Source organism: Streptomyces sp. NPDC001002 (genome assembly GCF_053599215.1).
On record NZ_JBSFLV010000099.1, the window covers coordinates 24,290 to 36,100 of the forward strand.

Below are 11,811 nucleotides of genomic sequence, written 5' to 3' on the forward strand. Positions count from 1 at the left end.
GGAACGGTTCGGTACGGTCCCGACCGGGGCGGAGGCCAACGGTTCGCCGGGGCCGGGGTCAGCCGTCGAAGGCGTCCGTGTCGTCGGGGATCAGACCGCCGCCGTCGGGCAGGTCCGGGGTCTCCGGGACCGTCTCGGGCCCGATCTCGTCGGCGGGGTCCGGCGGGGAGGCGGGCGTGACGGAGTCGGGGGCGGTCGTGGCCGCGGTCGTGGGCGGTGGGGCCGTGACCGTCGCCGTGGGGCAGGCCGGGAGGGCGGCGGGCGGCTGGGACGGGACCACGTCATCGGTGGCACCCGGGGTGACGGTCACGGTCGGGGTGACGCAGTCCGTGGCCGACGGGGAGGTGACGGCGTTCTCGTCGCTCTCATCGCTCTCGCCGGTCGGGGACGTGCTGTCCTCCCGCGGTGAGGCGCCGGGGCTCGACCCGCTGTCGTCCGGGCTCGGCGTGGGAGTCCCCAGGCCCTGTGTGGGCGTGGGCGTAGTGGGCGTCGGGGTCAACGGGAGCGGTGGCTGGACGATGTGGTCGTGGTGCACGTCGTGGCCGATGGGTCGCTCGATCCAGGTGTTGTCCGCGACGTTGATGATCGTGATGTTGGTGATCACCTGGGGGGCTGGGACCACGACGACGACCTGCGCGGGCCGGTAGCCGGACCAGGGTCGGCCGCTTGTCGCGTAGCCGCCGTGCTGGGCGACCGGTGACCGCAGCGGGTTGCCGCAGGCGCAGCGGACGCGGGGTGTGCCGCGGTTGTCCACGAGCACGGCGGTACCGGCCTGGAGGACGGACTGGTAGCCGGTCGTCCGTCCGGCGCGGTAGCCGTGGTTGGTGACCCGGGTGTCGGCGCGCAGTGTCACGGGGGCGAGGCCGCGCAGGAAGGCGGGGACGGAGGCCTGGGAGATGCCCTCGGACTGCGCGAAGGCGCGGGCCCTGGACGGGTCCGCGGTCAGGTGGGCGATCTGCCGGTTCACATCGCAGCTGCTCACGCGTGCGGTGCCGGCGTAGAGGCCTGGGGTGCCGCCCGGGAGGGAACGGACGCGCTGACCGGCGGCCGATGCCGGCGGCGCGGTTGATGCCGTTTCGGCTGTGCGGGCCGGTCGCGGTTCTCGGGTGGCCGGCGACGAGGTGGCGGACGTCGGTGTGGCCGGCGTCGGCGTGACGGTCGCAGTGGCCGTCGACTCGGTGAAGGGGTCGGGGCCCTGCGCAGCGGCCGGCTGCAGGAAGACCTCGCCGCTCGACTTCGTGTCCTTGGCGCCGTCGCCTCCGCAACCGGCGACGAAGAGCGCCGCCGAGAGCGCGCAGGCTGTGGCGATGGTTCCGGTGACTGTGCGCACCTGATCCTCCCGCCTCGCTGAAGGCAGTTCGTCACCATTGTCTGCGTCACTCACTTGGGTTACGCAAGCGGAGGCGGGATATACGGAGAGTGACATAGGGTTCCGACGCGCACAGGGCGAGCGGCGACGGAGGGAGGCAGGGCGACCGTGGAGTGGTTCACCGCATCCGGGTACTGGTGGAGCCGAGTGGTCTTCCAGCGGGCTCTCGCCGGTGTGTATCTGGTGGCGTTCCTGACGGCGGCCCTGCAGTTCCGCGCGCTTTTCGGTGAGCGCGGCATGCTTCCCGTTCCCCGGCTGGTCGCGCGCGTCCCGTTCCGACAGGCGCCCAGCGTCTTCCAACTGCACTACTCCGACCGCTTCTTCGCGGCCTGCGCCTGGACCGGTTGCGCGGTGTCAGCTGCTCTGCTCGCCGGGCTGGACTCCCAACTCCCGCTGTGGGCCGGGATGTTGCTGTGGCTGATCCCGTGGGGGCTGTATCTGTCGATCGTCAACGTCGGGCAGACCTGGTACTCGTTCGGCTGGGAGTCGCTGCTCCTGGAGGTGGGCTTCGTCGCGGTACTCCTCGGCAACGACGACGTGGGCCCGCCGATCGTGCTGCTGTTCCTGCTGCGCTGGATCCTGTTCCGCGTCGAGTTCGGCGCGGGTCTGATCAAGATGCGCGGCGACGCCTGCTGGCGGAAGCTGACCTGCCTCTACCACCATCACGAGACGCAGCCGATGCCGGGCCCGCTGAGCTGGTTCTTCCACCATCTCCCCCGACCCCTGCACCGGGTCGAGGCAGCCGCGAACCATGTCACCCAACTCGTCGTGCCCGTCCTGCTGTTCACCCCACAGCCCATCGCCACGGCCGCCGCGTCCCTGATGATCCTGACCCAGCTGTGGCTGGTCCTGTCCGGCAACTTCTCCTGGCTGAACTGGATCACCATCGTGCTCGCGCTCTCCGCGCTGGAACTCCCGGGCAAGGCACCGTCGTCCGTTCCCGCCGCCCCGCTCTGGTACGAGGTGCTGGTCCTCGCCGTCTCCGCTGTACTCGTCGGCCTGAGCTACCGACCTGCACGCAACATGCTCTCCCGCCGCCAGGTGATGAACCGCTCCTTCGACCCGCTCCATCTGGTCAACACCTACGGCGCGTTCGGCACCGTCAGCCGGGTCCGGTACGAAGTGGTGATCGAGGGCACGGCGGCGGAGGTGCCCCGCGAGGACTCGGAGTGGCGGGAGTACGAGTTCAAGGGCAAGCCGGGTGATCCGCGGCGCCTGCCACGCCAGTTCGCGCCGTACCATCTGCGGCTGGACTGGCTGATGTGGTTCGCGGCGCTGTCACCGGCCTACGCCGAGCCGTGGTTCGGCGCGCTGGTGGAGCGCCTGCTGGAGAACGACCGCGACACGCTACGGCTCCTGCGCCGCTCCCCGTTCCCGCCCGACGCCCCGCCCCGCTTCGTCCGCGCGCGGCTGTTCCGGTACCGGTACACGAACTGGCGGGAGTTGCGGGAGACGGGGGCGTGGTGGGAGCGGACGTTCGTGCGGGAGTATCTGCCGCCGACGCGGCTGGCCGGGGTGGCTCAGAACTCGTAGTCGGCAGAGGCTTCGTAGTCCTCAGACGCTCTCGAAGTCGTCAGAGGCCGTAGACCCGCGTGGCCGTCGCCTCGAAGATCTGGGCGTGCGTCGACTCGGGTGTCAACTCCCGTGCCGCGTCGACAACTTGTCCGTACGTCGCGCCCAGCACGGACACCGGCCAGTCCGAGCCGAACATCAGGCGGTCGGGGCCGAAGGCGTCCAGGGCCACGTCCACGGAGGGCCGCAGGTCGTCGACGGTCCACGTCTCCGGGTCCGCCTCGGTGACCAGACCCGACAGTTTGGCGACCACGTTGGGCAGGGTGGCGAGGGCGCGGAAGTCGGCGGCCCAGGCGTCCAGGGTTCCGGACGCGATCGGCGGCTTGCCCAAGTGGTCGAGGACGAAGGTGAGTTCGGGGTGGGAGGCGGCGGCCTTGGCACTGGCGGGGAGCTGGTGGGGCTGCACGATCAGGTCGTAGACCAGGCCCGCCTGCGCGAGCGCCGCCAGGCCGCGGTGGACGTCGGGGCGCAGCAGCCACTCCGGGTCGGGCTCGCCCTGGACCTGGTGACGGATGCCCTTGAGGTAGTGGCCGCCAGGGAGTTCGCGCAGCCGGGCCAGTTCGTCGGCCACGTCCGGCCTGGTGAGGTCGGTCCAGCCGACCACGCCGGCGACGAGGTCGTGGGCGTCGGCCAGAGCCAGGAACTCCGGGGTCTCCTCCGGCACGGTGATCGTCTGCACGAGGACCGTGCGGTCGACTCCGGCCGCGCGGGCCTCGGGGGCGAGGTCGGTGAGGCCGAAGTCCCGGCGCAGCACGCTGCCTTCGGGGATCCAGTCCTGGTCCCGGACGGACAGGTCCCAGACGTGGTGGTGGGCGTCGACGGTCATGGCAGCTCCCATACGACGGGAAGGCTCGCGCCGTCGCCCCCGTCGGAGTAGTCGTGGACCACGTCGAGGAGCTGGACCATCCGTGCCTGCCAGGCGACGTTGACGGGGAGTTCCTTGAGCGTGGCGAGGAGGCGGGCGTAGTCCTCGCACTCCAGGAGGTGGAAGAGGTCGGTGCCGCTGCGCCAGATGGTCCAGGAGGTGGCGCCGGCCTCGCGGATCGCGGCCGTGAGTTCCTTCGGGACCTCGCGGTGGGCGGCCTCGTACTCGGCGACGCGGTCCGCGCGGACCTTCGTGTGCAGGGCGACTCTCATGACGGCTCCTCGGCAGGGGGCGCGGAGGCGGAGGGCGCGGGTGCCGAAGGCCCAGACGCGGAGGGCATGTTCGCGGTGGACGCGGAGGCGGTGGGCACGGGTGCGTTCGACGGGATCAGACCCTCGGCGCGCAGCTCCGTCCAGAACACCTGCGGTACGGGCGCCGCGAACTGCTCCGCGCAGTCCTGGACTTCGGCCGCCGTCCGCGCGCCCACCAGGACGCTCGCGACCACCGGGTGCGCGGCGCAGAAGGCCAGGGCGGCGGCGCGGAGCGTGGTGCCGTGCTGCTCGGCGAGGGACTTCAGGCGCAGGGCGCGGTCCAGCAACTCCCGTGGTGCGGCGGCGTAGTCGAAGGTCGCGCCGGGCTTCGGGTCGGCCAGCAGGCCGGAGTTGAAGGCGCCGCCGATGACGACGGACGTGCCGCGTTCCTGGGCCGCCGGGAGGAGGTCGGCGAGGGCCGTGTGGTCCAGGAGCGTGTAGCGGCCGGCGCACAGCACGACGTCGATGTCCGTGTCGCGGACGAAGCGGGTGAGCATCGGGGTCTGGTTCATCCCGGCGCCGATCGCACGGACCACGCCTTCCGAGCGGAGCTTCTCCAGGGCGGGATAGCCCTCGCGGAAGGCCTCTTCGGCGTGTTCGTCGGGGTCGTGGAGGTAGACGACGTCCACGTGGTCGAGGCCGAGGCGTTCGAGGCTGGACTCCAGGGTGCGGCGGACGCCGTCGGCGGTGAAGTCCCAGACGCGCCGGTGGGTCGCGGGGACGGCGAAGCCGTTGGCGAGGTCGTCGCCGGTCGCCTCCGGTGTCGGTTCCAGGCGGCGGCCGACCTTGGTGGAGATCGTGTACTCGGTCCGCGGGTGCTCGCGCAGAGCCGCGCCGAGGCGGCGTTCGGACAGGCCGATGCCGTAGTGCGGGGCGGTGTCGAAGTAGCGGATGCCGTGCTGCCAGGCGGTGGCGACGGCGTCGTGGGCCTGGTCCTCACCAAGTTCGGTGTAGAGGTTGCCGAGCGGGGCGGCGCCGAGGCCGAGGGGGCTGACCGGGACTCCGCTCCGGCCCAGGGTGCTCACTGGCCCGCCGGGCGCAGTCGCAGGCCCTGCATGCCGCCGTCGACGGCGAGCGAGGTGCCGGTGGTGGCGCCGGAGAGCGGGCTGGCGAAGTAGGCGATGGCGCCCGCGACTTCGTCCGCCGAGACGAGCCGTCCGCTGGGCTGGCGGGCCTCCAGTGCGGCCCGTTCGGCGGCCGGGTCGGTGGCCGAGTCCAGCAGTCGGCCGACCCAAGGGGTGTCCGCCGTACCGGGGTTGACGCAGTTGACGCGGATGCCCTCGCGGAGGTGGTCGGCGGCCATGGCGAGGGTGAGGGAGTACACGGCGCCCTTGGTCGCGCTGTACAGGGCTCGCTGGGGCAGGCCCGCCGTGGCCGCGATCGAGCAGGTGTTGACGATGGCCGCGTGCTGCGACTCCCGCAGGTGCGGCAGCGCGGCGCGGGTCACGCGGACCATGCCGACGACGTTGACGTCGAGGACGCGGTGCCACTCGGTGTCGTCGTTGTCCTCGACGGTGCCCTGCGCGCCGACACCGGCGTTGTTGATCACCACGTCGAGGCCGCCGAGTTCGGCGGCCGCGGCCGCCACCGCTTCCCGTACCGAGGTGTCGTCGCTGACGTCGGCCCGGTAGCCCAGCAGCGGCTTCTCCACCGAGGACGGGTCGAGGTCGAGGACGGCGACCTGTGCGCCGCGTGCGGCGAGGAGTTCGGCCGTCGCCCTGCCGATGCCGGAGGCGCCGCCGGTGACCAGGGCCTTCAGCCCGTCGAAGTCGGTCATGCCGCCCGTCCCTTCTTCTCGTCCAGGTCGGCGGCCCAGAAGGCGCCGCCGGGAAAGGTGTACCGCGCGATGGACTCCGGCCGCATGGCGGCCGAGAAGCCCGGCGCGCTGGGTGCCGTGTAGTGACCCTCTCTGATCACCACCGGTTCGAGGAAGTGCTCGTGCAGATGATCGACGTATTCGATCACACGGTCCTCGACGGTGCCGGCCACCGATACGTAGTCGAACATCGAGAGGTGCTGGACGAGTTCGCACAGGCCCACGCCGCCGGCGTGCGGGCAGACCGGTACGCCGAACTTGGCCGCGAGCAGCAGGATCGCGAGGTTCTCGTTGACTCCGCCGACGCGGGCCGCGTCGATCTGGACGACGTCGAGAGCGCCGGCCTGGAGGAGCTGTTTGAAGACGATCCGGTTCTGGACGTGTTCGCCGGTGGCGACCTTGACGGGGGCGACGGCGGCGCGGATCGCCGCGTGGCCGAGGACGTCGTCGGGGCTGGTGGGCTCCTCGACCCAGTACGGGTCGAACTCGGCCAGCGCCTTGGTCCAGCGGATCGCCTCGGCCACGTCCCAGCGCTGGTTGGCGTCGATCGCGACGCGGATGTCGGGGCCGACGACCTCGCGGGCGACCCGGCAGCGCCGTATGTCGTCGTCCAGGTCGGCGCCGACCTTCAGCTTGATCTGCTTGAAGCCGTCGGCGACGGCCGCGGCGGCGAGCCGGGTGAGTTTCTCGTCGCTGTAGCCGAGCCAGCCCGGGGAGGTGGTGTAGGCGGGGAAGCCGCGGGCGAGCAGGTCGGCGGTGCGTTCGGCGGCGCCCGCCCGGCCCCGGCGCAGGATCTCCAGGGCCTCCTCGGGGGTGAGCGCGTCGGTGAGGTAGCGGAAGTCGATCTGGCCGACCAGCCATTCGGGCTCGGCGTCGGCGAGCAGGCGCCACAGCGGCTTGTCGGCGCGCTTGGCCGCGAGGTCCCACACGGCGTTGACGACCGCGCCGATCGCCATGTGCATCACGCCCTTCTCGGGCCCCAGCCACCGCAGTTGGCTGTCGCCGATCAGGTCCCGGTACAGCGCCCCCGGGTCGTCGCACACCTCGTCCACGGACCGGCCGACCACATGGTGGCGCAGCGCGTGGATCGCGGCGACCTGGACCTCGTTGCCCCGCCCGATGGTGAAGGTGAACCCGTGCCCCTCCGGCCCCCGCTCGCCGTCCGCCGCGTCCGTGCGCAGCACGACGTACGCCGCCGAGTAGTCGGGGTCCGGATTCATCGCGTCGGAGCCGTCGAGCTCGCGCGAGGTCGGGAACCGGATGTCGTAGGTGTCGACCGCGGTGATGCGGAAGGACGGGACGGGCGTCGGGGACACGTAGGGCCTTTCGGTCGGTGGCGGGGGGCGAGGCGCGGACGGGCCCTGGCTTCTCGGATTCCGCCGGGCTCCGGTCGGATTCCGCTCGGCGTCGCGGGCCGGGTCCTAGTCCTGGGCGCGGCCCGTCGTCAGTCGGGCGATCATGAGGGCGACCAGGATGATTCCGCCGTAGATGGCGTCGATCCAGAAGGACGGCACCTGGGCCAGGGTGAGCATGTTCTTCACGACACCCAGCAGGAGTACGCCGGTGAGGGCGCCGAACATCGTGCCCCGGCCGCCGTCCAGGCTGATGCCGCCGATGACGGCCGCCGCGAACACGGTGAAGATCATGTTCTGGCCCTGGTTGGCGCCGATCGCGCCGACGTAGCCGGTGTACATGAGGCCGCCGACGGAGGCGAGGACACCGGCGACGACGTAGACGCCGAGCCGTACCCGGTCGACGCGGATACCGGCGGCGCGGGCCGCCTCCAGGTTGCCGCCGATCGCGTACAACGAGCGTCCCAGGCGGTGGTACTTGAGGATCAACCCGGCGATGGCGAAGGCGATGGCGCCCACCCAGACCGACAGCGGGATACGCAGGAAGGTGCTGGTGGCCAGGGAGAAGAACGAGTCCGGCATGCCGAAGAGCGTCTTGCCCTTGGTGGCGCCGACCAGGAGTCCGCGCAGGATGATCAGCATGGCGAGGGTGACGATGAACGCGTTGAGCTTCACCTTCACCACGAGGATGCCGTTGAAGGCGCCGATCGCCGCGCCCACCAGGGGGATCGCCAACAGGGCGAGTCCGGCGGGGAGTTCGGTGCCCCAGCCGGCGTTGGCGGCGGGCAGCACCAGGAGCGCGGCGACCGCCGGCGCGATGCCGACGACCGACTCAAGGGACAGGTCGAACTTGCCGGTGATGAGCACCAGCGACTCGGCGAGCACCACCATCGCGAGCGCCGCGGACGAGGCCAGGATGGAGATCAGGTTGGCTTCGGTGAAGAAGGAGTCGTTGAGCACCGCGCCGAGCAGCAGGAGCACCAACAGCGCGGGGACGAGGGCGAGTTCGCGGGCCCGGCGGACCAGCACCGCCCTCGCCGAACGGGTGTCGGGGATGCTCACCGGCTTCACCGGCGGAGCCTTGGTGTCAGCCATGGTCCACTCCTTCGATGGAGGCGATCAGCTCGTGGTCGCGCCAGCCCGCCGAGTACTCGGCGACGACGCGGCCGTGGAAGAGGACGAGGACGCGGTCGCAGCGCCGCAGGTCGTCGAGTTCGTCGGAGACGACGAGCACGGCGTTGCCGTCCTCGCGGGCACTGTCCACGCGGGCGAGCAGCGACTCCTTGGACTTCACGTCCACGCCCGCGGTGGGGTTGATGAGGACCAGCAGGCGCGGCTCGGAGGCGAGGGCGCGGGCCATGACGACCTTCTGCGCGTTGCCGCCGGACAGGTCGGAGACGGGTTGTTCGGGGCCCTCGGCGTGGATGTCGAGGCGCTCGATCAGCTCGGTCGCGAAGCCGCGTTTGCGGTCGGTGCCGATGAAGCCGAAGCGGCCGAGCCGTTCGAGGACGCTCATGGTGGCGTTGTCGCCGATGGTCATGCCGGCCACCAGGCCCTGCTCGTGCCGGTCGCGCGGTACACAGCCGACGCCGGCCCGCAGCGCGGACTGCACGTCGCCGAACGGGAGGGGCTTGCCGTCGAGTTGAGCGGTGCCGCCCGCCGGCGTGTACAACCCGGCGAAGGACTCGGCGAGTTCGATCTTGCCGCTGCCGCTGGAGCCGGCGAGCCCGACGACCTCGCCGCGGCGGACGGTCAGGTCGATGTCCTGGTACGCCTCCGCGGTGAGCCCGCGGGCGTCGAGGAGGACCGGCGCGCTGTCGTCGACGAGCTTCTCCTGGACGGCCTGTTCGGCGATCGTCTCCAGGCTCTCCCCGGCCATCGCCTCCACCAGGGCCGCCCGCGGCAGGTCCGCGACGGGGGCCGTGGTGATCCAGCGGGCGTCCCGCAGCACGGTGACGGTCTGGCAGACCTCGTAGACCTCCTGAAGGTGGTGGGAGATGAACAGGAAGGTGACGCCCGAGTCCTGGAGGCCGCGCATGCGGCCGAAGAGCCGCTCGATCTCGCGGTTGTCGAGCTGGGCGGTGGGTTCGTCGAGGATGATGAAGCGGGCGCCGAAGCTCAACGCCCGGGCGATCTCCACCATTTGGCGGTCCTCGACCTTGAGGTCGGCGGTGCGCGCCTCCGGGTCGACGTGCACGTCCCAGGTGTCCAGGAGTTCGGTCGCCTCGCTCCGCAGCCGCCGCCAGCTGATGAAGCCGCGGCTCAGCGGCTGGCGGTTGATGAAGAGGTTCTCCGCCACTGTCAACTCGGGGACGACCGTGGGGTGTTGGTAGACGCAGGCCACCTTGCGGCGCCAGGCGTCGCGGTCGGCGAGCGCGGGTGCGGGCTCGCCGTCGAAGCGGACCGTGCCCTCGTCGGCCGCCTGGAGTCCGGTCAGGACCTGGACCAGGGTCGACTTGCCGGCGCCGTTGCGGCCGACGAGGGCGTGGGACTCGCCGGCCAGCACGGTGAGCCGGCCGTCCGCGAGGGCGGTGGTGGGGCCGTAGCGCTTGACGACGCCGACGGCCTCCACCAGAGGCGTGATCACGGCCGTGCTCATTTGACCGTGTTCCCCCACAGCTTGGGGTCGTCCACGTTGTCCTTCGTCACGAGCGGCGCCGGCAACTGGTCCTCAAGGATGCCGCTGGGCAGCTTGACGATGGTCGAGTCGTGGTCGGTGGGACCCGGCTTGAAGGTCTTCCCCGCCATCGCGGCCTTGATGTAGTACATGCCGTACTTGGCGTACGCGTCGGCGGGCTGCGAGACCGTCGCGTCTATCTGACCCTTGCGGATCGCGTCGAACTCCTGCGGGATCCCGTCGTTGGAGACGATCGTGATGTGGCCCGCCGTGCCGGCCGTCTTCAACAGGCCCTTGGACTTGAGGGTCTGCAGGGTCGGCGCCAGGTAGACACCGCCGGCCTGCATGTAGATGCCCTTGATGTCCGGGTTGGCGTTGAGGAGGGTGTCCAGCTTGGAGGCCGCGGTGTCGGACTCCCACTTGGCCGGGATCTCCAGGACCTTGAGCTTGGGGTACTTCGTCTTCACGCAGTCCCGGAAGGCCTCGGAGCGGTCGCGGCCGTTGACCGAGGCCAGGTCGCCCATGATCTGCACGACCTTGCCGCTGGTGATGTGCTGGCCCAGGTATTCGCAGGCCTTCTCGCCGTACGCCACGTTGTTCGCGCGCACGACCATCGCGACCTTGCCCTTGTCGGGCGCCACGTCGACCGCGACCACGGGCACGCCCTTGCGGTCGGCCTGGTCGAGTCCGGCCTCGATCGCGGCGCTGTCCAGCGGGGCCACGACCAGGCCCTTCACGCCTTGGTTGAGCTGGTTGTTGATGTCGGTGATCTGCTGGGCCGGGTCACTGTTGGAGTTGACCGTCTTCAGCGCGTCGACACCCTCGGACTTGGCCATCTTCGGCACGTAGTCGTTGTACGACTGCCAGAACGGCGAGGTCAGCAGGGGCAGGATCACCCCGACCTTGCCGGTGCCGCCGCCTCCCGCGCTGCCGGAGCCGCCGGTGTCCTTGGTGCTGCCGCACGCGGCGAGCGCGAGCGACGCACTCGCCGCCACGGCCACCGCACCGACCAATCGAAACCTGCTGCGCTTCCCCACTGTCCTGCCGGGCATCTGGCGGCTCCTCGTTGAGCTTGTTCGAGCAGATGACCGCATACTTATCAGACCACTCCGACGAAAGAACACCCTCCAGCGGCAGATTTTCCTTGATTCAGGCCGTAGTGGTCCGACCACTGTGCCGATTAGACTGCGGCTCACCCGGTGACTGGAGGAACGGCGTGGACGAGACGGCCGAGACGGCTCCGCAGAAGGGCACCGTGACCCAGCGCGCCATCGAGCAGGTCAAGGGCATGATCGGCGAGGGGCGCCTGGAACCCGGCCAACGGCTGCCCACCGAGCGCGATCTCGCGGTCCAACTCGGCATCTCCCGCAGCTCGATGCGCGAGGCGATCCGCGCGCTGACGGTGCTGGGCGTGCTGGAGGCCCGGCACGGTTCCGGGATCTACGTCACCCAGCTGGAGGCCGGCGATCTCCTGGAGACCTTCGGCGTGGTCGCCGACCTGTCCAGGGGACCGCAGCTCGTGGAACTCCTTGAGGTGCGCCGCGTCCTGGAGTCGACGGCGACCGCGCTGGCGGCGGCCCGGATCACGCCGGACCAGCTCGCCGAGGTGGAGAAGCACCTCACCGCGATGAACGCCACCGACGACCCCGAGGAGATCCTCGCCCACGACCTCGCCTTCCACCGCGAGATCGCGACGGCGGCCGGCAACGACACGATGGCCGCCATCCTGGAGGGCCTGTCCTCCCGCACCTTCCGGGCCCGGGTCTGGCGCGGCTACCAGGAGGAGGGCGCCTTCGAACGCACCCGGCGCGAGCACGCGGCCATCCACCGGGCCCTGGTCGCCCACGACCCGGAGGCGGCACGGGCGGCGGCGGCCGCGCATGTGGGCGAGGTGGAGCAGTGGCTGCGG

At 71.1% G+C, this 11,811-nt stretch carries 11 protein-coding genes; 2 read left to right on the top strand and 9 right to left on the bottom strand.

Annotated features, from left to right (window positions below; translation table 11 throughout):
* Nucleotides 1–58 precede the first annotated feature (58 nt).
* Nucleotides 59–1,330, bottom strand: a complete 1,272-nt coding sequence (locus ACWDR3_RS33855; RefSeq protein WP_450356374.1) for a DUF6777 domain-containing protein — start codon at nt 1,328–1,330, stop codon at nt 59–61.
* A 147-nt stretch (nt 1,331–1,477) separates the two neighbouring features.
* Between ACWDR3_RS33855 and ACWDR3_RS33860 the strand changes: the two genes are divergently transcribed.
* Nucleotides 1,478–2,902: a lipase maturation factor family protein gene (locus ACWDR3_RS33860; RefSeq protein WP_450356375.1), complete on the top strand. Its 1,425-nt coding sequence runs from the start codon at nt 1,478–1,480 to the stop codon at nt 2,900–2,902.
* 40 nt (nt 2,903–2,942) lie between these two features.
* Here ACWDR3_RS33860 and ACWDR3_RS33865 read toward each other — a convergent pair whose 3' ends face one another.
* The 8 genes from ACWDR3_RS33865 to ACWDR3_RS33900 all read right to left on the bottom strand — a co-directional run bounded on the left by ACWDR3_RS33865 (nt 2,943) and on the right by ACWDR3_RS33900 (nt 10,954).
* Nucleotides 2,943–3,767 carry an amidohydrolase family protein gene (locus ACWDR3_RS33865; protein ID WP_450356376.1) on the bottom strand — a complete coding sequence of 275 codons (825 nt, stop codon included), beginning with the start codon at nt 3,765–3,767 and terminating at the stop codon, nt 2,943–2,945.
* Nucleotides 3,764–4,078 carry an L-rhamnose mutarotase gene (locus ACWDR3_RS33870; protein ID WP_450356377.1) on the bottom strand — a complete coding sequence of 105 codons (315 nt, stop codon included), beginning with the start codon at nt 4,076–4,078 and terminating at the stop codon, nt 3,764–3,766. The genes ACWDR3_RS33865 and ACWDR3_RS33870 overlap by 4 nt, the downstream gene beginning before the upstream one ends.
* On the bottom strand, nt 4,075–5,142 hold the full coding sequence (locus ACWDR3_RS33875; protein ID WP_450356378.1) for an aldo/keto reductase: 1,068 nt from the start codon (nt 5,140–5,142) through the stop codon (nt 4,075–4,077). Before ACWDR3_RS33875 ends, ACWDR3_RS33870 begins: the two co-directional genes overlap by 4 nt.
* Complete coding sequence (locus ACWDR3_RS33880) at nt 5,139–5,894, bottom strand: SDR family NAD(P)-dependent oxidoreductase (RefSeq protein ID WP_450356379.1); 756 nt, start codon at nt 5,892–5,894, stop codon at nt 5,139–5,141. Before ACWDR3_RS33880 ends, ACWDR3_RS33875 begins: the two co-directional genes overlap by 4 nt.
* Nucleotides 5,891–7,249, bottom strand: a complete 1,359-nt coding sequence (locus ACWDR3_RS33885) for an L-fuconate dehydratase (protein ID WP_450356380.1) — start codon at nt 7,247–7,249, stop codon at nt 5,891–5,893. Before ACWDR3_RS33885 ends, ACWDR3_RS33880 begins: the two co-directional genes overlap by 4 nt.
* Nucleotides 7,250–7,354: 105 nt before the next feature.
* On the bottom strand, nt 7,355–8,380 hold the full coding sequence (locus ACWDR3_RS33890; protein ID WP_450356381.1) for an ABC transporter permease: 1,026 nt from the start codon (nt 8,378–8,380) through the stop codon (nt 7,355–7,357).
* Nucleotides 8,373–9,884 carry a sugar ABC transporter ATP-binding protein gene (locus ACWDR3_RS33895; protein WP_450356382.1) on the bottom strand — a complete coding sequence of 504 codons (1,512 nt, stop codon included), beginning with the start codon at nt 9,882–9,884 and terminating at the stop codon, nt 8,373–8,375. The genes ACWDR3_RS33890 and ACWDR3_RS33895 overlap by 8 nt, the downstream gene beginning before the upstream one ends.
* Complete coding sequence (locus tag ACWDR3_RS33900; RefSeq protein WP_450356383.1) at nt 9,881–10,954, bottom strand: sugar ABC transporter substrate-binding protein; 1,074 nt, start codon at nt 10,952–10,954, stop codon at nt 9,881–9,883. Before ACWDR3_RS33900 ends, ACWDR3_RS33895 begins: the two co-directional genes overlap by 4 nt.
* Before the next feature lie 164 nt (nt 10,955–11,118).
* Here ACWDR3_RS33900 and ACWDR3_RS33905 point away from each other — a divergent pair.
* Nucleotides 11,119–11,811 (top strand): FadR/GntR family transcriptional regulator (locus tag ACWDR3_RS33905; RefSeq protein ID WP_450356384.1); only part of this gene is annotated, 693 nt, incomplete at its 3' end.

Bases quoted from the DNA above. Each gene is read 5' to 3' on its own strand.
- ACWDR3_RS33865 (WP_450356376.1), bottom strand. From the start codon at position 3,767: ATGACCGTCGACGCCCACCACCACGTCTGGGACCTGTCCGTCCGGGAC.
- ACWDR3_RS33870 (WP_450356377.1), bottom strand. From the start codon at position 4,078: ATGAGAGTCGCCCTGCACACGAAGGTCCGCGCGGACCGCGTCGCCGAG.
- ACWDR3_RS33880 (WP_450356379.1), bottom strand. From the start codon at position 5,894: ATGACCGACTTCGACGGGCTGAAGGCCCTGGTCACCGGCGGCGCCTCC.
- ACWDR3_RS33890 (WP_450356381.1), bottom strand. From the start codon at position 8,380: ATGGCTGACACCAAGGCTCCGCCGGTGAAGCCGGTGAGCATCCCCGAC.
- ACWDR3_RS33895 (WP_450356382.1), bottom strand. From the start codon at position 9,884: ATGAGCACGGCCGTGATCACGCCTCTGGTGGAGGCCGTCGGCGTCGTC.
- ACWDR3_RS33900 (WP_450356383.1), bottom strand. From the start codon at position 10,954: ATGCCCGGCAGGACAGTGGGGAAGCGCAGCAGGTTTCGATTGGTCGGT.